Origin of the sequence: Clostridium sp. CX1 (assembly GCF_025398335.1) — a bacterium.
In the GTDB taxonomy this organism is placed as follows: domain Bacteria; phylum Bacillota; class Clostridia; order Clostridiales; family Clostridiaceae; genus Clostridium_AM; species Clostridium_AM tanneri.
On sequence record NZ_JAODOO010000006.1, the window covers coordinates 99,717 to 121,918 of the forward strand.

Here is a 22,202-nt window from a genome sequence, read left to right on the forward strand (position 1 = left end):
AGTCAAGCTTCAGTTTAAAATTTTCTCATTAAGTCTATAAACTTTTCTATATCTTCTTCTGTATGTCTTACACCTATAAACATAGCTTCAAACTGTGCTGGTGACATAAACATTCCACCCTTTAACATATGCTTAAAGAACTTTCCATACAATTTAGTGTCACAAGCTCTTGCCTGCTTATAGTTAGTAACTTCTCCACCTTCATTAAAGAACAGAGTCATCATATTTACACGTCTATTTATAACTAAAGGAAGACCTTTTTCCTTAGCTACCTCTTCCGCTCCCTTTTGAAGCTTTTCTGCTATTTTATCCATATACTCATAGTACTGTGGATTACTATGAAGCTTTGTAAGGGTTGTATATCCTGCTGCCATAACTAGGGGATTTCCAGACATAGTTCCTGCCTGGTAAACCGGCCCCATAGGTGATAGTTGTTCCATTAAATCTCTTCTTCCGCCATAAGCCCCAGATGGAAGACCACCGCCCATAATCTTAGCAAAAGTTGACAAGTCCGGTTTAACTCCATAAAGGCTTTGTGCCCCTTTGTAAGCTACTCTGAAACCAGTCATAACCTCATCAAATATTAAGATAGTTCCGTATTGTGTACAAAGTTCTCTTAAATCTTCCAAGAATTTCTTGTGAGCAGGTATAACTCCCATGTTTCCTGCAATAGGCTCTATGATAACTGCTGCTATCTCTTCGCCGTGCTTTTCAAAAAGTACTTTTACACTTTCTATGTCATTATACTGAGCTATTAACGTATTCTCTATGATGCCCTTTGGTACTCCTGGTGAACCAGGAATATTTGCTGTAAGAACTCCTGAACCTGCTTCTACTAAAAATCCATCAAAATGTCCATGATAGCAGCCAGCAAACTTTATAATTCTATCTCTCTTAGTGCAGCCCCTTGCAAGCTTTATAGCACTCATAGTAGCCTCTGTACCAGAATTGACCATTCTAATCATATCTACATTATCTATTGTGGTACAGATATGTCTTGCTAATTTTAATTCAAGCTCTGTAGGTGCTCCAAAGGCTATTGCATTTTCTGCTGTATCTTTTATTGCCTTTACTACATCCTCGTCACAATGGCCAAGTATCATAGGCCCCCATGCTCCAATAAAATCTACATACTCTTTTCCATCTTCGTCAAAAATATGAGCTCCTAATCCCTTCTTAATTACAGGTGGAGTTATATCTAATCCTGTATATGCTCTAACAGGGCTGTTTACTCCTCCTGGCATATATATGTTAGACTCATTAAATATATCTGAACTTCTCACAACTTTCATCTCCTAAGGGTTTATTATATTTCTGCCTATGAGCTCTATTACTTTTCTCTAAGCCATCTAGCTGCTTCCAAAGCATAGTAAGTTATAATCATTTTTGCTCCAGCTCTCTTTATAGATGTAAGCATTTCTAAAGCAACTCTCTTTTCATCTATAAGTCCTGCTTTAGCTGCTGTTTTAACCATAGCATACTCACCACTTACATTATAAGCAGCTACTGGCACATCAAATCTATCTCTAGCTACTCTTATTACATCTAAATAAGACATTGCTGGTTTAACCATTATAATGTCTGCACCCTCATTTATATCATCTTCAATTTCTAGCATAGCTTCTCTTACGTTAGCTGGATCCATTTGATAAGTTTTTCTATCTCCAAATTGAGGAGCTGAGTCTGCTGCCTCTCTAAAAGGACCATAAAAAGCTGAACAGTATTTAGCACTGTAAGCCATGATAGGAATATTTTTATAGCCATTTTCATCTAATATTTCTCTTATAGCATCTATTCTGCCATCCATCATATCTGATGGAGCTATCATATCTGCTCCTGCTTTAGCATGAGATAAAGATATTTTAGCTATGTATTCTAAAGTTTCATCATTCTCTACATCCTCACCATGAATTATTCCACAGTGTCCATGACTTGTATATTCACACATACAAACGTCTGTAATAACATAAATATTCTTATTTACTTCCTTTATCTTTCTTATAGCCTTTTGTATTATTCCGTTTTCATCGTAAGCTCCACTACCACATTCGTCTTTATGATCTGGAATTCCAAATAATATTACACTTTTAACTCCTGCTTCTGTAATTTCTTCTACTACTTCTTGTAATCTATCTACAGAAATATGATAATTTCCTGGTAATGATGAGATTTCCTTCTTAATATTTGTTCCTTCTACTGCAAATAGAGGATATATAAAATCTGATGGATCAAGTATAGTCTCTCTTACCATGGATCTTACAACTTCATTTTGTCTAAGTCTTCTGTGTCTTCTAAACATTTGTCATTACCCCTTTATAATTTATTTTTAGTTGACAGTTAAATAATTTATTATCAACTTTTATATAATTAATTTTAATTATAAGCTTAAAGTATTGATTTATCGGGTTACTAGCATTCTAATAACTTTTTAATAACTCCCTCAGTGGTATATTCCTCACATATTTCATAGGTTATATTATTAATTTCCAAGGCTTTCCCAGTTATAGGTCCTATGGAAATAGCTTTCTTCTTTTTTACAGCTTCCAGACCTACAAGTTCTATCATATTATTTACTGTAGTTGGACTTGTAAAAATAACTGTATCTACTTCCTCAAAAGAACTAGGATCTATCAATTCTCCTGTTATAGTTTCATATGTGAAGCATTCATCTACATAACATCCAACCTCTTTCAGAACTTCAGCTAAGTAAGGCCTAGACTGTTTTGATCTTGGTAATAATATTTTATCTCCTGCCTTTACAAAGTTCTTCATTTTATCAAAAAGACTTTCAGCAACAAACTTTTCTGCGATTATTTCTGGAATAATCCCTCTGTCCTTTATTGCTTTTTCTGTAGCAGGTCCTATAGCTGCAAAGGTTCCCTTTATATTTCTTATATCATAGTCCTTCTGTCTCAGGTAATCAAAAAAGCTATTTACTCCATTTACACTAGTAAAAACAATGTAATTGTAATCAGCTAAATTATTTATAAAATTATCTAGGTTTTCAGAAGTATATTTTATATCAATAGAGTTTATCTCTGTAACCTGTGCTCCTAAGTCTATAAGTTTTTCTCTTATCTCCTTTGATTGTTCCTTTGAACGTGTAATACAGATATTCTGTCCAAAAAGAGGCTTCCTCTCAAACCAATTTAACTTATCATTAAATTCAACAACTTTTCCAACAACTATAATACAAGGTGAGTGGAGCCCAGCTTCTATAGCTTTGTCTTTTATATCTTTTAAAGTTCCTACAACCTTTTTCTGCTTAGAAGTAGTTCCTCTCATCACTACTGCACTAGGAGTATTCTCATCCATACCATTTTCCAGTAGATTCTTTGATATCCCTCCCAAGTTCTCAAATCCCATTAGGAATATAAGTGTGCCTCCAACACCAGCAACTGCTTTCCAATCTACCTCTAGCTTATCAGCACTCATTCCAGTGAAAACATGAAAGCTTCTAGCTATCTTTCTATGAGTTACAGGTATTCCTCCGTAATTTAATACAGAAATAGGCGAGGTGATTCCTGGAATAACTTCAAATTCAATCTCTTCCTCAATAAGTCTTAAGGCTTCTTCTCCACCTCTTCCAAATATATATGGGTCTCCCCCTTTAATTCTCCCAACAATATGGCCATCTTTCGCCAGTTTAACTAGCATATCATTTATTTCATCTTGAGTTTTATAATGGCAACCTGGTTCTTTTCCACAATAGTATATCTTGCAATCTTTATTTAAATACTTTAGAACTCCTGTACCGGACAGTCTGTCGTACATTACCGCTGTACACTCACTAAGCTTTCTTACCGCCTTTAATGTTATAAGTTCTTCATCCCCAGGTCCTGCACCAATAAGATAAACCTTACCCATCTTTATCCTCCTTATTATGTCCTTTATATTACTACAATTATCTTCTATCCATTTAAAATTTTTCTAGCTAGTTCTTTGCCTAATTCTATATGATCTTCTCTTTTTCCCGTTACTTCTTTTTTTATTAATCTTCCATTTACATTATATATGCCTAAGATATTCATTAAACTTCCTTCTGTTTCAGCGTAAGCTCCTATAGTGGAATGACAATCACCATTTAGTTCTCTCATGAAACTTCTTTCTGCCTCAACGCATATTCTAGCTTCTTCATGATTCAGCTTTTTAAACAATTCACCATTCTTACTTCCCTTTTTGATCTCTATACCTAAAGCTCCCTGACCAACCGCTGGAATAATTCCATCTACTGAAAAATAGTCAGTAATTATATTCTCCATTCCTAATCTCTTAAGTCCTGCTGCTGCAAGTATTATGCCGTCTAAATTTTCTCTTTCAATTTTATCTATTCTAGTCTGAACATTCCCTCTTATTGGTACTACTTGTAAATCTGGTCTTAATATCTTTAGTTGTTCAGCTCTTCTATTACTACTTGTACCGATTTTCGCTCCTTCTTTCAATTCAGTAAAATGAACGCCATTAATAGATACAAATACATCTCTTACATCTTCTCTTATAGGAATTGCTGCTATTTCAAAGAATTCAGGAATTTCAAAAGGTACATCTTTCATACTATGCACAGCTGCATCAGCCTCATCTTCAAACAGTGCCATTTCAATTTCTTTAACAAAAAGCCCTTTTCCGCCTATTTTATCTAGGGTAACATCTAATCTTAAATCTCCTGTGGTTTCTATAAGGAGCTTTTCAGCTTCTACGCTTTGCTGTTCCTTTAACATAGTTATTATAGTATCTGCTTGAACCTGAGCTAGCTTACTTCTACGTGTTGCAATTTTTAAAGTCACAATATATCACCATCCCATTTATATTACTTAGAGTAAGAATTAGTCTAAATCATAAAACATGCTGAAAATCTCTCTTTCCTTTCCTCTTTCACAGAAAAAGTAGAAATCATCACTGCATATAAAATTCATTATTTCTTTTTTGTTACTGCTATTTTTCATCCTATTTCTTATACAAGCTGTAAATTCTATAAAATTATCAAAGTCCTCTAAATACTTTTCAACCTTATTTGCTACATAAACTGATGTTTTAGGACTTCCTGCTTTAGTGTGAATTCCAAAGGAGATATTCTTAGAACTCCTTTGACAAGGGGTTATGCATAATCCATCTTTGGGACTACTGCAGTCTATGTATAATTTATAAACCTTATCGCAATCCTTTCTTATTTCATCATTTAAACTTGCACAGTTCGTTGCAATTATTATTAAATGATTTTTATCTATGTGATTGCTGTTATATTCTCCTTCTATAAGAGTTATATTTTCTTTATTTTTCAACTCTATAAATTCTTCTATAAAATCCTTTGCCACTACAGAAACATTACATCCTTTTTTTAAAAAGGTTTTAGCTTTTATTAAAGCTGCTCTTCCTCCACCTACTATGAGAACCTTCACTTTATCAGATATTAGAGAAAGAAAGGTATATTCTATTCCACTACATAAAATATCCTCTGTATTATTTTCATACAATCACTGACACGTCCCTTCAATTGTTCTTCTTTTAATACCTCTATAGCCTTATTTATAAAGGCGTCAGATGTACTCTTTAGTAGTACTTCCGCTAATTTATCAGTGTCTTTTGTATCCTTTTTGTTTCTAAAGGTTTTGTATCTTTCTTTATATACCCGTTCTCCTGCTTGTTTTAATTTCACTATTTCCAGAGAAATACTCTGCAAACTTTGCCACTGTTCAAATTCCTTTATATATTTCTCTAGTATAAGTCTATTTTCTTTCATTATGTCTTTTCTCAATTTTCTGTTGTTATCGTCCATAAGGCTTACTGTGTCAATATCATAAACCTGAACATTTTTTAAGTCACACACATCTCTATCTAAATCTCTCGGTACTGCTAAATCAAATAAAAGCATATTCCTATTGTTAGGCAAATCATCTTTCTTTATTACAGTATGAGGTGCTGAAGTACAGGATATTATACAATTTACATCTTCATAATACTTTAATCGTTTTTCAAAAGGTATCACCTTAACTCTGCTATCCTCTATATTTACCATACTAATATCCCTAACTGCTATGTATAAAACCTCAAAGTCACCGGACATTATATACTTTGCAGTTAGCTTCCCTACCTCACCGAAACCTAATATCATAAATCTATTCATGGCTTTTTTTCTACTTTCACTAACTGCTATTGAAGAAGATGATACTGGTATCTTATATAGATTGGATTTCGTTCTAAACTCTTTTCCACAGGTTATTGCAGTAAGAAAAAGTTTCTGAAGTTCCTTATGTACTGTTTTTGCTGTTCTAGCAGTTTCATAAGCTTCTTTTACCTGGGCCAATATTTGATCTTCTCCTAATATTAGAGAATCAAACCCACAAACTACGTCCATAAGATGTCTAACAGCCTTTTCTTCCTTATGGTGGCAAATATATTTCATTAAACTTTTATCCCAATTTAAAGTTTCAAATATCTTTTCTACTATACTCAAATCGTCATAGGAAGAATTGAAGTATATTTCTGTTCTATTACAGGTACTTATCATAACTACTTCTTCACATATTTGAGACAATTTTTTCAATGAACTTTCGCATCGCTTTTGTATTACAGAAAATTTCTCTCTTATTTCAATTCCTATGTCATTCTTTAGTGCTATAAGCTGTATCATACTACCAACCCCTAATTATACTTGAAATTAAAACTTTAACTTTAGGATAAAAAAACTATTATGCAGAATTAAATATTAATATATATAAGTGTAGATAACCCTAACAGATAAATACATATACCTCCAAATCTTAGATAAGAAAAATTGAAATCTTTGTTTAAATAGGGCATGTATCCTTTATACCCCCTACTGTCTATACCATCCTTTATATTCTTCCATCTGTGCATTGTATTTATAAATAACAAACCTGTCATCTTTCCAGTATTCTCAATCTTTAACTTTACTCCGTCAAATCCACCTCTAGACTTGATAGAATTATATAGAATTCTCCACTCTTCATCGATTAGTAATATAAATCTTTCCATACTCTTTGCTATGTCACATATATCTCTAAGGTAATTATTTTTAGAAAGAATAAGCAGCACATCATCTATAGCTGTAGTTAAAGAAAAAAATGATAAACACAGTCCCGCTGATAAACTTTTTAACAAAATAATTACAGAGTAGTTCAATCCATAATCAAAAACAAAAGTAATGGATGAAATTGCAGCAAAAATTGTTATCCCTAAAGTAAATTTCACAACTATCTTTTTATTGTTTTCACATATTAAGTGAAGTATTATAAAAACCATTATATTTCCAATAATAGGAATAGCCCTTTGACAAAATCCTATAACTATTATTGGAAATATACTTAAAAGTATTTTTTCCACTGGATGTATCTTTGAAATTTTATTAATTCTTGATAGTGCCATTATTAGTTTTAGCATGTTTTTTTCTTCCTAAATAATATATTATAAAAGTTATACCTATCCCTGCTTGAAGTGCAAATATAGCCTCTTCAACTTTATCTGATGATGGTTCCCATACACTGTTAAACCAAGGTTTGTAATTCTCATCTAAATGTGCTACTGCAGCTTGCGCCTGGTCATCTGTGCCCTCAAGAGCTTTACTTCCAATTGAACCTGCTATAAATAACATCACTAGTAAAGCTACAAAGACAATTCCTATACTTATACTTTTCCTTTTCAACACCTTACACCTCTCTTAAATCACTTATTTCTTTAGCTGCATAATTTTCAATGAATTTAAATATTACAACTGTTAAAATACCCTCTATTATAGCAAGAGGTATTTGAGTTATTCCAAATATGGAAATAAATTTGGTAAAGGAAGTTAGGAATCCCCCATTACTAGCTGGAAAAGCTAGCCCTAGTTGAATTGCTGTAGTTATATAAGTTGCCAAATCACCAAGCATCGCTGCTAAGAACACCGCTGCCTTCTTATTTTTCTTCTTAGTTACTGTAAAGACTAAGTAAGAAACTATAGGTCCAACTATTCCCATAGAAAATACATTTGCTCCTAATGTTGTTATTCCTCCATGTGCTAAAAATATGGCCTGAAACAAAAGCACAACTACGGATATAACAGCCATAACAAAAGGTCCAAATAATATGGCTCCAAAGCCTGTACCTGTTGGATGGGAAGAGCTTCCTGTAACAGAAGGTAATTTTGTGGCAGATAAAACAAATACATAAGCAGCAACAAGACCTAAAAGCATTTTTAAATCCTTACTTTTTTCTGTTTTTACTCTAATATGCTTTAGTCCAATTACTACGAAAGGTAGCGATAACAGAAAATATACACCACACCATATAGGAGGCAGGAATCCTTCCGATATATGCATCGCGTAAACCCTTGGCGAAAGGCTTAATACTAAGGCCATTACCATGAGCAAACTATATCTTTTTTTCATAATATATTCCTCCGTAAACTTTCTTATTTGTAGTTTTCTAGGATTTTCATTTTAGCCCTTAAAGATTCAAGGAGTTTAAAACCTCTAAAACTCTTTCATTACTTTTTCTATCTTTAACTGCTAGTCTTATGTAGTTTTCGTTTAAACCTTTAAAGTTATTGCATTTTCTTATTGCAATTTCCTTTTCTAAACAAAGCTCATATAGCTCATGGCAGTTTGTGTTTTTTAATTTACAAAGTATAAAATTGCTGTAGCTGTTATACACCTTTTCTATAAAACTTACTTTTTCAAGGTTACAGAGCATAAACTGCCTTTCCTTATCAATCCATTCTATAGACTTTTCTATATATCCCTTATCTTTTAAAACATATTTTACTGCTAATTCTGCAAAACAGTTTATATTCCATGGATTTTGTTTATCTTGTATTTTATTTATTAAAGTCATATTTTTAGTTATACCATATCCAAATCTTACTCCTGGCATAGCATAAAATTTCGTTAAAGCCCTTATTATAAATAAACAGCTATATTTTTCTACTTCCTTTAAAAAGCTAAAACCTCTTTTTCCAGTAAACTCAATGAAGGCCTCATCTATGACAACTACCTTACAATTCTTCTCGCAGTAATCCAATATAGATTTAAACACTTCCTTATCCAATACCATTCCATTAGGATTATTGGGGTTTGCTATAATTAAAGCCTCTGATTCCTTTAATTTTTCTAATATATCTTCATAATTATAAGTCATATCCTCCTTCATAAGAGAATATGCAATACTACAGCCCCATTTTGCTGCACTTTTTTCATACTCTATAAAGGAAGGTATAGGTATGCATACTTTACTGAAGCAGCTTATAACTAGATCTATAATTTCTGCAGCACCATTTCCAAGAACTATATTATCCTCACTTATCTGCAGTCCGCTACCAAGACCATATGTACTTTCCTTATGTTGAGATATAAAATAACTTTCACTAAATTTTATATACTCCTTTAAGGATTTTCTTAACTCTCTATACTTTATATCAGGATATCTCTCCATACTTTCCAAGGCTTCATTTACATGTTCCTTAAAGCTTTTAGGTATTCCTAAAGGGTTAATATTTGAGCTAAAATCTAAAAGCTCTATTCCCTTTAATATTCCCTCTGTGTATACATCTCCTCCATGCTCCACTGTTATCACCTCCTATACTCTTATTTTGAACTAATATCAGCTTCTTTTATTTTCTAACAACAGATAGTTTATGAGCTGATAGTAGTTAAAACTACAGCTGCATATAAAATCATCATCAGAGTTTCTGCTGCATACATAAGTTTTACAGAGTCATTTATATGTTCAAAGCTTAACTCCTTTATCTTATCTCCAATGGTAGGCTTATAGACCACTTCCCCAAAATACACGTTGGTGCCACCGAGCTGTACTTTCATAGCTCCTGCAGCTGCCCCTTCCGGATAAGCACAATTAGGACTTTTATGATTTTTTCTGTCTCTAATCATTATCTTAAAGCTTTCCACCATATTTCCTTTTACCACAAAAGCAACTACGCATATAAGAAAACCAGTAATTCTAGCAGGTATAAAATTAAAAACATCATCTACCTTAGCTGGAAAAAAGCCTATATGTCTATATTTTTCATTCATATAACCAAGCATTGAATCCATAGTGTTAATGCCCTTATACATCATAGCCAGTGGTGCTCCACCTATAATGGCATAAAATAATGGTGCTATTACTCCATCTGCAGCATTTTCTGCTACCGTTTCTACATCTGCTCTTATTATCTCTTTATCACTAAGTTCTGTTGTATCCCTTCCCACTATATATGATAGCTTTACTCTGGCATCTCCTAAATTGTTATCCTTTAATGCATAGTAAACCTTTTTAGCTTCCTGTGCTAGGCACTTAGCAGCTAAAGTTGTCCATATTATAACTGTATTTATAATAATATATAGCCAAGTAATATCCCCTATTAACTTTAATAATATAAATGGAATCATAAAGCTTATGGATGCTACAATGACTACTATCAATCCTCCAAAAAACTTAATTCCTTTATTTGTTTTACAAAACTTTCTTCCCCTCTTTTCTAAGAAGGATATAAGCTTTCCTATATATATAACAGGATGAGGGAACCAATAGGGATCTCCTATTATCCAGTCAAGTATAACTGCTAAAAATATAGCTATTGTATTAGTGATAAAAAAAGATGTAATCAAACCGTTCCCTCCAACCTTTTTAAATTATTTTTTTATGTTCATAATTTCATAAATTTTGTTCATATCTATATTAGCCCTTACGATATCTGCCAGTTTATCTAGTTCTAATTCCCTAAGACTCTCATAGGTACCGGATTTTTTTGTTTTCATTCCCTTTTTCACTCTAATTCTATTTAACATATATTCTCTAAAATCTACTCCGTCGAAAATTCCATGTATATAAGTTCCCATTATATTTCTGTCTGTATTAATTGCTCCGTCAAGAATTTCAACCTTTTCTCCATTTTTATCTAGTATTCTAAATAGAGGCTTTGCATTCTTTCCATAGGTGCATATTCCCATATGAATTTCATATCCATAGGTTTTTAATTTTATATTTTCCATGGAATTATCCTCATTATACACATTGAAGTCTTCTATACTTTCAGCATTTACTCTAGTAGTTACCTTTTCTTCTTCAAAAATTGTTTCTATATCTAAAAGTCCCATAGCTTCTACTTCCTTAACCTCAGTTTCAACGCCATAAGGGTCCTTTATGAGCTTTCCAAGTATCTGATACCCACCGCAAATTCCCATTACTAAACCTGTTTTGCTATATTCCTTAATAGCTCTCTCAAGACCGCACTCCCTTAACTTAAGTAGATCTTCAATAGTATTCTTACTTCCTGGAATTATTAGTAAATCAGGGTGACCAAATTCTTCTAAGGAATTTATAAATCTCACTGAGACATCTGCTTCACTTTTTAGGGCATCTAAATCTGTGAAATTAGATATATGAGGAAGTTTAATTACAGCTATATCTATAGGTGCTGTAACCTTAGTATTAAATTGTACTGCACCATCTTCATCTTCAAGAGCTAGATTAAAATAAGGGACTACACCTAAACAAGGCACTTTTATTATGTCCTCAAGCATAGTAAGCCCTGGTTTTAATATCTCCACATCTCCCCTAAACTTATTTATTATAGTACCTTTAACCCTCTTTCCTTCATCTTCAGTGAAAAGCACCATAGTTCCTGCAAGAGATGCAAATACTCCTCCTTTATCAATATCTCCTGCCAAAAGCACAGGAGCATCTACAAGTTCAGCCATTCCCATATTTACAATGTCTCTATCTCTTAGATTAATTTCTGCAGGACTCCCTGCCCCTTCCATAACAATTATGTCAAATTCCTTTTCCATCTTTTCGAACTGTTCTTTAAGCATATCCCTAAACTCTAACTTCATGTTGTGATATTCCATAGCTGTACTGTTACCATAAACCTTCCCATTAACTATGATTTGACACTTTTTATCTGAAGTAGGTTTTAAAAGTATAGGATTCATATAAGCCTCTGGTTGAAGTCCCGAAGCATAAGCTTGAAGTACCTGAGCACGTCCCATCTCTTTTCCATCTAAAGTTATGTAAGAATTTAAAGACATATTTTGTGATTTAAAAGGACAAACTGAATATCCATCCTGCTTAAATATTCTACAAAGTGCTGTTACTAATATACTCTTTCCTACTGATGATCCCGTTCCTTGTATCATTATCTTAGCCATGACTATCTCCCCCTTATAAAACTTCCATGTAGCATTTATACCACTCTATGTTCTATTTATTTATAGTTAAACTTTAGTATTACTAAAAATAAAAGCAGTAAACCCTGAAAGTTTACTGCTTTTAACATCACTGAAAAACCGGCTAAAGCCAGACATCATATTAAAAGTACTCTCCCTCCGAAAGTCCATAAAACATATTAGGCAGGTCTCCTGACTTATGATTCTTCCTCCCCTTTACCTTCCTCTAAATAGAGTGGTTTAACAAAGGTTCGTCCTCAAATACAGTAGCGGGGGCTGTAGCGGATTCTAACCGCATTCCCTTTTCACCTTTTTTTAAAAGGCACCTATATAAATTATTTTATTTTACACTTTTAGTTTATTATAAGCTTCATTATATGTCAATGGCTTCTAAGGTATCCATTAACTCCATATCAGTTACAAATGCAGAAACTACAAGCTCTATTTATTTTATATTATATTGAACTAAAAAATCAGTATCATTAATTACTACCTCATAGTTATCGTCTCTTATTATTTTATGATCTTCTGAAAACACCAATGCTCTTTTAAATACTCCCTCTACATACTGAAAATCATGAGTAGAACATATTATGGTCTTGCCGCTTTCATTTAACCTAGTCAAAAGGGTTCTTAAAAAATTTTTTCCCTTTGGATCTATGCCATTCATAGGCTCGTCCAAAACTAAAACCTCTGGATTTAAAGCAAGTACACTAGCTATAGCTACTCTTTTCTTTTCTCCACCACTTAAGTTATAAGGCTCTCTATCCTTTAAATCCTCAATATCTAAAAGTCTTAAACAATCACCAACTCTTCTCTCCACTTCTTTCTCATCCATACCCATTTGTCTTAATCCAAAGGCTACTTCTTCATAAACATTAGAACAGAAAAGCTGAGCATCAGAGTTTTGGAATACAAAACCAACCTTTTTGTGAAAACCCTTTGAAAAATTGTTATTTCCCAGTACCTTACTGTTTATTTCTTCTCCATTAAAATAATATTTTCCTTCAGTTGGAAATATTATGCCATTTATCAACTTTAAAAAAGTTGACTTTCCACTACCATTTGGACCTATTAACGCTACTGATTCTCCTTCTTTAATGGTTACATTTATATCTCGCAAAACTTCAATATCCTTGTATTTAAACCAACTGTTCTTAACTTCAATCATTTTCTCACATCCTACTTAAAGTAAAAATACATCATTATTATTAATACATTTACAAAAGAGTATAAAATATCTTTAAAAGTAAAACTAAATTTTGAATAAGCCTTGTATTCTCCAGTAAAACCTCTACATTCCATTGCAGAATACATTTCATCTCCAAGCTCCTTTGACTTTAAAAATAAGTTACCCATTATTTTAGTTAAGGAAGAATATTTACTGCTATTTCTCCCCACAGACCTCAGCTTTAAAGCATAAAACATTTCAAGGGAAAACTCACCTAATATATAAATGTATTTTATTGTAATGTCAAATACTAATATAAATATATCTGGTATAAAAAAAATCTTTAGACACTTAGTGATATCATGCCATCTTGTGGTATAAGATAACAGATTTATAGATATTATAGTTCCTGTAACCTTAAAGAGTAGTAAAATACTGTTTCTAACGTTTCCCATTATTATAGAAGGTGTCAACATTACTATAGTAAATAATGGCACCATTAAACTTAAAGCTAATATTTTCTTTATTTCTCTTACATCTAATAAGGCAACTAGTAATAATAGATATGCATCAATAATTAAAACATATGTAAACTCTTGAGATAACGCTATTAACAATATATTTAATACTGTAAAGATAAGCTTAATAAGAGGATTTAGCTTGTATACAAAACCATTGCCAGTTATACCATTTCTCTTTATTAGAGACAGTATATGAATAATAGACATTATGCTTTTATCTATAAAGCTATCTTTATCCTTCTTAGGTATGTAATCATCTTTTTTATAAAGCCAATCTTCCATAGTATACACCTTCACATTTCATCATAGTCTTATAACGTTCTTATGGATAAATACAATGTCGATTTATGTAAAAATTTATAAATTTCTGAATTTAATATTTTGTAAAAAAATTACTCTTATGTGCTTATGTTAAAAATATATCATAAATCTCCAATTAATGCAATTAATTTGTCCTGCGATTCCTTAATAGACAATAAAAAAACTATGGACAGAACCTTTTATTCCCGCCATAGTTATTTTTTTCGAAAAAATATTATAAAAAACACCAATAACACAACTATAGTTAATATCACAGCCACTATGCTGCACATTAATATCATAGCTTCTATCATTTAATCACCTCGAAATATTATTTAATGTTGCAAAGTTCAAGAGTCAGAAAAATTATACAATCTAATCCTTCTGACTCCTCCAATAATGTCAGGTTAAAAAGTTGTTAACTAGCATAATTATACACTAGCAGAACTGTTTGAACTAGTATCTTTATTTTTTATATACATATAAACAGGTAAGCCTATTAAAGTAACCCCAAGACCAAATAAAGCATTTTCAGTTCCTGTGATAAGTGTACTAATCACAACATAGAGAGCCCCAGCTACTCCAATTATCGGTACTATAGGATAAAAAGGAACCTTATAAGAATCTTCACTGATAAGCTCTTTATGATTTTTTCTTAGTACAAACACCCCAAATATTCCTAAGATAAAGAACAACCACATAACAAATACAGCTAGATCCGTTAATGTATCGTAAGAACCTGATAAAGCATATAAGCAAGCCAATATTGACTCAAATATTATGGCATTAGCAGGAATTGCTTCCTTTTCTGTTAACTTACCAAAGAACTTTTTAAATACAAATAGGTTGTCTGCAGCCATAGCATAAGGAATTCTTGCCCCAGTCATTATGAATGCACTTATGCACCCAGTTATGGATATTAGTATACCTGCTGCAATAAGCTTTTCTCCTATTGGTCCGAAAAGTATAACTGCTGCATCTGAAGCTGCTTTTTGGGAAACTGCAACATCCGCTGCCGGCATAGTATTTATTATTGCTAAGTTGACCCCTAAATATGCAATTGTTATGATTGTAAGACCAAAGACTATAGCTTTTGGTAAATCCTTTGCAGGATTTTTCATTTCTTCAGACATATTAGCAACGGCAATCCAACCTTCATAAGCAAATAATACTCCTAGCAGCGCAGCTCCAAATCCAGCGCCGGTACTCACTTCAGTGGACATAGGCGTAAAGTTGTGAACCTTTCCCATAAGTAAACCAAATACTATTATAACACCAATAGGTACTAGCTTGCCTATTGTAAATAGAACGGCAAACTTAGTACCAAACTTGGTTGATACTAGATTTACTATAGTCAAAAATATAATTAGGCCAACAGCCATTCCCTTTTGCTGTGCTGGTGTTAAATCTATAAAGCTAGTACATTGTGTTGCAAATACAACAGCAAGTGCTGCATCAATTCCTGGATAGTATATCAAGGTCTGTACCCAACCAAGTAAAAAAGCCCACTTTTCACCATATAAGTCTTTAAGGTATGCGAAAAGTCCTCCTGTTTTAGGTATAGCAGAGCCAATCTCTGCAATTGTTAATGCCCCAGCCATAGTTATTAGGCACCCAACTATCCAAGCTAATATTCCAAGTCCAGGTGCTCCTGTATTTTTAAAAACCTGTGCTGGTTTAAAAAACACACCACTTCCTATAACTATACCAACTACAAGCATTGTTGCCTGCCCCAATTTAATTTCTCTCTTTAAAACTGGCATATTACCCTTTTTCTCCATATAAGCCCCCCCTAATACACTTACACTATTTCCACAGCTAATTCCCTAAGGGTTTCTATTACAAATTTTCTATCGGACCTAGTATCCTCTATTAAAAAACTAATATCCTTTTCATTTGCACTTGAAGCATTAACATGCTTAACAGCATTCTTAATATATGACTTTCTTAATTTACTCATATCCTCAAATCTAGTATTTATGAAAGATGGATGCTGTGGAAGTATAATATTTACTCCTGGCTTTTCCTCTTCTGGATCTCCGAATTTTATCTCTATACCCCTTGACCTAGCAAAGGAAAGCTGAGCTAATGGATGTTTTCCTGCTCCTGTATACTCTGTTTCCTGTACCACTATTACTGCATTCTCATCCAACTCCCTTGCTAATGCAAAGGCAGCAGTTAGTGATGTGTTTCCTGCAGGTCCTCTTTCCATTCCCTCAAGAACTGATAAAGCCTCTGTGATGTAGAACACTTCTCCCTGTTTAACTGTTAAAAATTCATCCATATATCTTAAGGTTCTTGCCGCACTTCTAGGCACATCTGAGTGATCTGGATTAGTGGCATAAGGTACACCAAAACCAGTATGACCGGTAGTAAAGGACTTTCTATTAAAATCTTTATCTGATGCCATATGAAGACCAGAAAGATCAACGCTTGCTCCATAAATCTTTGTATTTACAGCTCCAGCTTTCATAAGTCCTCTTGCAGTGCCGGTTAGATTGCCGCCTCCTGCTTGAGTAGCTATAACATAGTCTGGATCTCGTCCAAGAAGTTCTCTACACTGCATTGCTATTTCATATCCTAAAGACTCTACTCCAGCTATACCGTAGGTAGAATAAAGTGAAGCATTAAAGTATCCTGTTTCCTCTAAAACTCTAAGGTAAGAATAGAAAAGCTCCGGTCCTACAGAAAGCTGAACAACTTCTGCACCTAAGGATTCACATTTTCTCTGTTTTTCAAGTATCTCTGGTTGTCCAGTTTTCTTCGAGTCAAAGCACTCTTGGACAATTATACAGTTTAGATTTCTCATAGCTGCCTGTGATGCTACTGCTGCTCCATAATTCCCGCTAGTGGCTGCTGCTATCCCTTTAAATCCTAATTGTTTAGCTTGGTAGGCAGATATAGATGCCCTTCTGTCTTTAAAACTACCAGATGGATTGCATTGTTCATCTTTTACAAAAATCCTTGCCCCTTTACCCTTTGGTGCAGTTTTCCTTGCTAAGGAAGTTAAATTTTTCAATTCTAAAAGAGGGGTATTTCCTACTCCCACTTCCCTTTGAATCTTTATTATATCCTCAAGGCTGTATCCAGTATCCTGCATCATTCCCTCATAGTCAAAAGCTATACCGCCAGATTCATATTTAGAATAATCAATACCTGTAGCCTTTTTCATTATTTCACTATTTCTTGACATAACTGCTTCATAACTATTATCCATTGTCATTAAATTTCACCTGCCTTAACAATGTTTCTTATCTGCATGTCAATTTCTAAAAGTTCTGGAACATATTCTTCTCCAAAATTGTGTATATATCTCGGATTGACTTCTACCAATTCACCTTCTACTCTTCTCCCTGTCAAAGTTATTACAGAAACCTTATCTCCTACTTCTGAGTCACTATTTAAGAATCCCTTTACCCACATCTCTAGCGGAACCTTTTTAGTATCCTCTGGGATCTTTCCTGTTCGTTCTTCTGGTTTTAATACAATGCTGTGAATTTGCACCCAATCTCCCTTAATTGCTTTTAAATTCATTTTCCATATGCCCCCTTTTAATCAATGTTTTCTCTCATGCTGGAAATAATATAATTATAGCACATTTTTCGAATATTTTTAATATTTAAAAATCAATGATGATATTATAAAAAAATATGAGGATTACCATATATATTTATTCCGGTATTTGTATTTTAATAACACTCTATTAGATTAAACTGTTGATATATACACACTAAAAGAGGTAGTCCAAACCGGACTACCTATTAATGCATAAATTGAAAAAGGCCAATTGTAGTGTTAACTAAATACTCCTTTTATGAATAAATATCCCTATAACATTTCTTGATAATTCTTTTGATGTTATATGTATAATCAATTCTTCAATTGCAGATAAAGTTGCTACTGTACAAATCAAGCACCATAAAATACTTATATCAACTGTATTATATAAATACGGATAGCAAAATAAAAGAAAGCCTGTTGCTTTATTTGCATATGTATGAAGAATAGCCAATGTATGGTATTTGCAATATGCTACCAACAATGAAACAATTCTCACAAAAGCAATTAGTATTATCCATATGAATATTCTCATTGGAACAAATATTGTAGGCAAAATAGCAACAATCACAGCACCCATAAAAACAATATCAGCAATACTATCAAGTATAGCCCCTAGGCCGCTTGCTGAATTAGTCTTTCTTGCAATATATCCATCAATAATATCGCTAAATCCACATATGGAATATACAATGAAAAACAAAAGGTTGAAGGGTTTTAAAAATAGAAGAATTAGAGATAATAAAATTCTTAATATGGATATAATATTCGGTATACTTTTCATTCTACTGCCTCACTATACATAAATATTACTATTAAGTATCACTGTATATAAATATTATACTGTAATTATACTTATTCACAAAACTTACATATCTGTTTTTCTCTTCCACTGAACTTTCCATTTTCAATAACAAAAATAGAATTGCACTGAGATCATACTTCTCTCTTAGTAAAGGGAGCTTCCTTAAATCCGTTATTAAGATCCCTTGAAATAGAGTTTAAAAGCATTATTTCATCAATATAATTAAATAGTAAAACATTCTATATTAAGACTGATTCTATCAGCATATTTATATAATAGTAACTTTAAATTATGGAGGTAATTTCTAATGAATTTTTTTAAACATCAAAAGTATAATTATCTTGTACTTTTAATGATAGTTCTTGCTCTTTTTTCTACTTACACTCCTCTGTCAAGTAGATATATCTTTGAAAATGTACATACTGTAAAAGAAGACTTATCTGTTCAATTTAATTCTGGACTGCTAATAGGATTTAGAAACGACCTAGATAAAACTACTACCTATAGAACCCTCTGGATTGCACCGGACAAAGATAATAACTTGAAAGTTTTAAAAGAATTAAATTATATACTTGTACCTCATAGAGATAACTTCTGGCAGATAGAACCTCTTCGCTACAGCTTTACAAATACAGGAGATTGGATTGAGTATCCAGTAGCTCATGCTGTAGGAGACAGCTACACCCCTGAGACCTTCGAGTATAAATATAATACATATAATTGCAAACTAAACTTCGTAGATAGAAATCATGTTTCTATAAGCACTTATACTAAATACCATCCTACTAAAGAAAAATCCTATGCTAGAGAAGATTGTGCAGTGGTTGAACTTGAAAAGTTGACACACTATAGAAATACAGAAGACAAGTTAACCATGGTAGACGTGTTTAAAGAGAATGCTCTCTCTACTATTAATAAGATTAGTAAAACAAAGATAACCTTAGGAGAATCTGCCGATACTCACAACATTAATACCACTACTGGAGATAGCTGGACTATAAGTAGAGTTGATGGAAAATGGATTCCCCAAATAGCAAAGACCTTTAAGTACGCATCTAAAAATAGTAACTATACACTATATAATACCACTCTCCAGCTTCCTCAGAGTATAGTTTCCTACAACGATCTATGTACTGATTTTAACTTGATAAAGGAAATAATTCCTGACGCTAAAGATGCTATCTCTTCACCAGATAAAGATATATTAGGTGTTTTTACCGACAATAAGCTTACCTTATATGCTTACTCTAAAGGTACTATAGGAAAAGCTGCCTTAGAAATTCAGCTGAATGAAAATGAAACCATGATTATGAATCAATGGACAAGCGGCAATTCTGTAGAACAGTGGACTGATGCCTTTAACAAGTCCTTGCCTGTAATCGACTAAATATAAGTGTGATGTGACAAAAAGAAGAGCTTAGAAATTAGACTTAGTGGCCTGTGTCTGTAGGCAGATATGTAGCACTCTGTTAGTCCACACATAGGCTACAAAGTTTTAATTTTTATTCTAAGTTGCTTTTTATTGTAGCATAAATATTAGATATATGTGATTATATAAAGGACTGGTAAGTCCTTATGCCGTAAGGCTTTTAGTAGATCCTTTTGAAAATTCTCCACTGTATAAACGATTTTATTATATTAACTTATTATCATTCCTAGAGATATTATATTCTTATAATATAAGGCTATAACCCTTATACTGTAATACTTTCAATAGCTTTTATTTGGTTTTAATAAATAAGCTATATTTATTCATGCTACGCATTTTTATTTCTCAAGCTTGCTCATTAATGTATTTCATTATAGTACCTATACTTTATCTTACTAGTTATGCCCCCACATAAACTCTTATTTGTGATAAAAACTTTTGAAGCACTAAAAACAGGTGTGTAGGTAGAGGTATACTGCGTAGAAAGCTTCGAATGAGGGTTAGAAGGTCTTATGCTTGCGATTTTGAAAATGTTAACGAAAACTCAGCTTTCGTAGAAAGCATTGAGTTTGAGTTCATTTTCAAAGTTGAGCCAGCATTAGACCTTCTTCTCGAAATGAGGGCTTTCAAGCAGTATATCTCAACTTAACACACCGGTGTTCAGTGCTCCAAACTTTTGTTACGCAATAAGATGCTTAAGTTCACTACCAATCCCCGGAAGAGCCTCCTCCTCCTGAAGTTCCGCCACCGAAGCCGCCACCTCCAGAACCGCCTCCGAAACCACCAGAGCCTCCACCAAAACCACCACCTCCTCCTCTAGGGCCACCGCCCCAAAAGGAGTTCCAAAACATTCCGTAGAGTAAGAATCTTATTATCCTAGCCCTATTGAAAACAACGTCTAGAAAAACAAGCCCTAAAATGATATAAATGAAACTAGGATTTCCACTTCTAACCTGATTTACATTTTGTGATTCTGGTAGTTGTATTTTATTTTCTAAGGTTATGTTGTTTTCTTTAGCTATATCTGCTGCAAAAGTAGAATATACATTTTTTAAACCTTCTCCGTACTTTCCTTCTCTGAATAATGGCTTGGCAACATTATCCATAACCCTTGCAGAATATATATCTGTAATAAAGCCTTCTAATCCTCTTCCCAACTCTATTCTCCATTTTCTGTCCTGCATTGATAGGAGTATTAGAAGTCCGTTGTCTTTATCCTTCTGACCAATTCCCCAAGACCTAAATAGTTTATTAGCATAGGATTCTATGTCGCTTCCCTCTAGAGAGTTTATTACTACTACTGTCATTTGTGCACCGGTTTTTTCCTCCAATTCTCTACCAATAGATACAATATAATTCTTTGTATTCTCATCTATAACTGCTGCATAATCATTTACATATTTTAAACTAGTCCATTCAGGTATGTTTGAAGCACCTTTAACTACGCAGGTTAAGGGAAAGATTAATAATAAGGTTAAAATTATAATATTTATAAATAGCTTATTTAAACATAAGCTATTTATAAGTCTATTATGTTTTTTAAATCTATTCATAATCCCCATTTAACCTATTTACCAGACTTATAAATGTTAATTAATATCATTTAGTGAAATCTACCTTCGGAACTTCTTGAGCTCCTTCACTTGCTTTATAGTAAGGTTTTCCTTCAAATCCAAACGCACCTGAAATTAAAGAGTTAGGAAATCTTCTTATTTTAGTATTATATTCTGTAACAGCTTTGTTATAATCCTGTCTTCCAATGGCAATCCTGTTCTCTGTGCCTTCCAAAGCAACCTGCAAATCTCTAAAGTTTTGATTAGATTTTAGATCTGGATACCTTTCAACCACTACTAAAAGTCTGCTAAGAGCTGATGAAAGTTCTGCATCGGCATTTGCCCTATCCGGTACTGTTTGTGCTCCTGCAAGTTTTGCTCTGGCATTTGCAATATCAGTGAATATTTTTTCTTCCTGAGCAGCATACCCTTTAACCGTTTGAACTAAGTTAGGAATTAAGTCTGATCTTCTCTGAAGTTGAGTATCTACATTAGAAGATGCTGCTTCTACTCTTTGTTCTAGCGTTACCATAGAGTTATAACTTCCTACCATTGGAAAAACTAATACTATAATTACTCCTAGTATAATCAATGCTGTTTTTAATCCCTTTTTCACATTGTCACCATCCTTTTAAATATTGCTAGTATACTTATTTTTAGGATTTTGAAAATAAATATACTTAATTAGTTATTTGCTTAGCCTT

Annotated in this window: 22 protein-coding genes and 1 riboswitch; of the genes, 2 read left to right on the forward strand and 20 right to left on the reverse strand. The window is 33.0% G+C overall.

Going from position 1 to position 22,202, the window contains the following annotated elements; all coding sequences use genetic code 11:
• Positions 1 to 14: 14 nt before the first annotated feature.
• The 18 genes from hemL to N4T77_RS08570 form a co-directional block, all read right to left on the reverse strand.
• Entirely contained in the window at positions 15 to 1,283 is a 1,269-nt protein-coding gene (gene hemL / locus N4T77_RS08485) for a glutamate-1-semialdehyde 2,1-aminomutase (protein ID WP_261671336.1), read from the reverse strand.
• 47 nt (positions 1,284 to 1,330) lie between these two features.
• The gene (gene hemB / locus N4T77_RS08490; RefSeq protein ID WP_261671337.1) at positions 1,331 to 2,299 is read right to left on the reverse strand and encodes a porphobilinogen synthase; all 969 of its coding nucleotides are present in this window, start codon (positions 2,297 to 2,299) and stop codon (positions 1,331 to 1,333) included.
• A gap of 110 nt (positions 2,300 to 2,409) precedes the next feature.
• Complete coding sequence (gene cobA, locus N4T77_RS08495; protein ID WP_261671338.1) at positions 2,410 to 3,867, reverse strand: uroporphyrinogen-III C-methyltransferase; 1,458 nt, start codon at positions 3,865 to 3,867, stop codon at positions 2,410 to 2,412.
• Between the two features lie 44 nt (positions 3,868 to 3,911).
• Positions 3,912 to 4,784 (reverse strand): hydroxymethylbilane synthase, encoded by an 873-nt coding sequence (hemC, locus tag N4T77_RS08500; protein WP_261671339.1) that lies wholly within the window; start codon positions 4,782 to 4,784, stop codon positions 3,912 to 3,914.
• A 39-nt stretch (positions 4,785 to 4,823) separates the two neighbouring features.
• Positions 4,824 to 5,471 carry an NAD(P)-dependent oxidoreductase gene (locus N4T77_RS08505; protein ID WP_261671340.1) on the reverse strand — a complete coding sequence of 216 codons (648 nt, stop codon included), beginning with the start codon at positions 5,469 to 5,471 and terminating at the stop codon, positions 4,824 to 4,826.
• Positions 5,429 to 6,628 (reverse strand): glutamyl-tRNA reductase, encoded by a 1,200-nt coding sequence (hemA, locus tag N4T77_RS08510; protein WP_261671341.1) that lies wholly within the window; start codon positions 6,626 to 6,628, stop codon positions 5,429 to 5,431. Before hemA ends, N4T77_RS08505 begins: the two co-directional genes overlap by 43 nt.
• Positions 6,629 to 6,696: 68 nt before the next feature.
• Entirely contained in the window at positions 6,697 to 7,398 is a 702-nt protein-coding gene (locus tag N4T77_RS08515; RefSeq protein WP_261671342.1) for a CbiQ family ECF transporter T component, read from the reverse strand.
• Positions 7,364 to 7,663 carry an energy-coupling factor ABC transporter substrate-binding protein gene (locus N4T77_RS08520; RefSeq protein WP_261671343.1) on the reverse strand — a complete coding sequence of 100 codons (300 nt, stop codon included), beginning with the start codon at positions 7,661 to 7,663 and terminating at the stop codon, positions 7,364 to 7,366. The genes N4T77_RS08515 and N4T77_RS08520 overlap by 35 nt, the downstream gene beginning before the upstream one ends.
• A gap of 1 nt (position 7,664) precedes the next feature.
• Positions 7,665 to 8,384 (reverse strand): energy-coupling factor ABC transporter permease, encoded by a 720-nt coding sequence (locus tag N4T77_RS08525; RefSeq protein ID WP_261671344.1) that lies wholly within the window; start codon positions 8,382 to 8,384, stop codon positions 7,665 to 7,667.
• A 58-nt stretch (positions 8,385 to 8,442) separates the two neighbouring features.
• On the reverse strand, positions 8,443 to 9,558 hold the full coding sequence (locus N4T77_RS08530; RefSeq protein WP_261671345.1) for a histidinol-phosphate transaminase: 1,116 nt from the start codon (positions 9,556 to 9,558) through the stop codon (positions 8,443 to 8,445).
• 68 nt (positions 9,559 to 9,626) lie between these two features.
• Positions 9,627 to 10,601: an adenosylcobinamide-phosphate synthase CbiB gene (gene cbiB / locus N4T77_RS08535; RefSeq protein ID WP_261671346.1), complete on the reverse strand. Its 975-nt coding sequence runs from the start codon at positions 10,599 to 10,601 to the stop codon at positions 9,627 to 9,629.
• Between the two features lie 24 nt (positions 10,602 to 10,625).
• Positions 10,626 to 12,143, reverse strand: coding sequence for a cobyric acid synthase (locus N4T77_RS08540; RefSeq protein WP_261671347.1), 1,518 nt, complete (start codon positions 12,141 to 12,143; stop codon positions 10,626 to 10,628).
• A gap of 182 nt (positions 12,144 to 12,325) precedes the next feature.
• Positions 12,326 to 12,506, reverse strand: a riboswitch (cobalamin riboswitch).
• 100 nt (positions 12,507 to 12,606) lie between these two features.
• A complete protein-coding gene (locus N4T77_RS08545) occupies positions 12,607 to 13,332 on the reverse strand; it encodes an energy-coupling factor ABC transporter ATP-binding protein (RefSeq protein ID WP_261671348.1) in 726 nt (241 codons plus the stop codon).
• Positions 13,333 to 13,343: 11 nt separating this feature from the next.
• Positions 13,344 to 14,135, reverse strand: coding sequence for an energy-coupling factor transporter transmembrane protein EcfT (locus N4T77_RS08550; protein WP_261671349.1), 792 nt, complete (start codon positions 14,133 to 14,135; stop codon positions 13,344 to 13,346).
• Between the two features lie 449 nt (positions 14,136 to 14,584).
• Entirely contained in the window at positions 14,585 to 15,934 is a 1,350-nt protein-coding gene (locus N4T77_RS08555) for an APC family permease (RefSeq protein ID WP_261671350.1), read from the reverse strand.
• A 20-nt stretch (positions 15,935 to 15,954) separates the two neighbouring features.
• Positions 15,955 to 17,376, reverse strand: a complete 1,422-nt coding sequence (gene ortB / locus N4T77_RS08560) for a 2-amino-4-oxopentanoate thiolase subunit OrtB (RefSeq protein ID WP_261671351.1) — start codon at positions 17,374 to 17,376, stop codon at positions 15,955 to 15,957.
• A complete protein-coding gene (gene ortA / locus N4T77_RS08565) occupies positions 17,376 to 17,687 on the reverse strand; it encodes a 2-amino-4-oxopentanoate thiolase subunit OrtA (RefSeq protein ID WP_261671352.1) in 312 nt (103 codons plus the stop codon). Before ortA ends, ortB begins: the two co-directional genes overlap by 1 nt.
• Before the next feature lie 265 nt (positions 17,688 to 17,952).
• Entirely contained in the window at positions 17,953 to 18,495 is a 543-nt protein-coding gene (locus tag N4T77_RS08570; protein WP_261671353.1) for a CDP-alcohol phosphatidyltransferase family protein, read from the reverse strand.
• A gap of 328 nt (positions 18,496 to 18,823) precedes the next feature.
• On the opposite strand from N4T77_RS08570, the gene N4T77_RS08575 reads away from it, so the two are divergent.
• Positions 18,824 to 19,903 carry a hypothetical protein gene (locus tag N4T77_RS08575; protein WP_261671354.1) on the forward strand — a complete coding sequence of 360 codons (1,080 nt, stop codon included), beginning with the start codon at positions 18,824 to 18,826 and terminating at the stop codon, positions 19,901 to 19,903.
• A gap of 535 nt (positions 19,904 to 20,438) precedes the next feature.
• Positions 20,439 to 20,594: a hypothetical protein gene (locus tag N4T77_RS08580; RefSeq protein WP_261671355.1), complete on the forward strand. Its 156-nt coding sequence runs from the start codon at positions 20,439 to 20,441 to the stop codon at positions 20,592 to 20,594.
• 55 nt (positions 20,595 to 20,649) lie between these two features.
• Here the strand turns inward: N4T77_RS08580 and N4T77_RS08585 are convergent, their stop codons facing one another.
• Entirely contained in the window at positions 20,650 to 21,498 is an 849-nt protein-coding gene (locus tag N4T77_RS08585) for a YgcG family protein (protein ID WP_261671356.1), read from the reverse strand.
• A 46-nt stretch (positions 21,499 to 21,544) separates the two neighbouring features.
• Positions 21,545 to 22,114, reverse strand: coding sequence for a LemA family protein (locus N4T77_RS08590; RefSeq protein ID WP_261671357.1), 570 nt, complete (start codon positions 22,112 to 22,114; stop codon positions 21,545 to 21,547).
• Between the last annotated feature and the right edge of the window lie 88 nt (positions 22,115 to 22,202).

Coding starts and splice junctions, on each gene's coding strand:
- hemB (WP_261671337.1), bottom strand. CDS start 2,299: ATGTTTAGAAGACACAGAAGACTTAGACAAAATGAAGTTGTAAGATCC.
- cobA (WP_261671338.1), bottom strand. CDS start 3,867: ATGGGTAAGGTTTATCTTATTGGTGCAGGACCTGGGGATGAAGAACTT.
- hemA (WP_261671341.1), bottom strand. CDS start 6,628: ATGATACAGCTTATAGCACTAAAGAATGACATAGGAATTGAAATAAGA.
- N4T77_RS08515 (WP_261671342.1), bottom strand. CDS start 7,398: ATGCTAAAACTAATAATGGCACTATCAAGAATTAATAAAATTTCAAAG.
- N4T77_RS08525 (WP_261671344.1), bottom strand. CDS start 8,384: ATGAAAAAAAGATATAGTTTGCTCATGGTAATGGCCTTAGTATTAAGC.
- N4T77_RS08540 (WP_261671347.1), bottom strand. CDS start 12,143: ATGGCTAAGATAATGATACAAGGAACGGGATCATCAGTAGGAAAGAGT.
- N4T77_RS08545 (WP_261671348.1), bottom strand. CDS start 13,332: ATGATTGAAGTTAAGAACAGTTGGTTTAAATACAAGGATATTGAAGTT.
- N4T77_RS08550 (WP_261671349.1), bottom strand. CDS start 14,135: ATGGAAGATTGGCTTTATAAAAAAGATGATTACATACCTAAGAAGGAT.
- N4T77_RS08555 (WP_261671350.1), bottom strand. CDS start 15,934: ATGGAGAAAAAGGGTAATATGCCAGTTTTAAAGAGAGAAATTAAATTG.
- ortB (WP_261671351.1), bottom strand. CDS start 17,376: ATGACAATGGATAATAGTTATGAAGCAGTTATGTCAAGAAATAGTGAA.
- ortA (WP_261671352.1), bottom strand. CDS start 17,687: ATGAATTTAAAAGCAATTAAGGGAGATTGGGTGCAAATTCACAGCATT.
- N4T77_RS08570 (WP_261671353.1), bottom strand. CDS start 18,495: ATGAAAAGTATACCGAATATTATATCCATATTAAGAATTTTATTATCT.
- N4T77_RS08575 (WP_261671354.1), top strand. CDS start 18,824: ATGAATTTTTTTAAACATCAAAAGTATAATTATCTTGTACTTTTAATG.
- N4T77_RS08580 (WP_261671355.1), top strand. CDS start 20,439: ATGAGGGTTAGAAGGTCTTATGCTTGCGATTTTGAAAATGTTAACGAA.
- N4T77_RS08585 (WP_261671356.1), bottom strand. CDS start 21,498: ATGAATAGATTTAAAAAACATAATAGACTTATAAATAGCTTATGTTTA.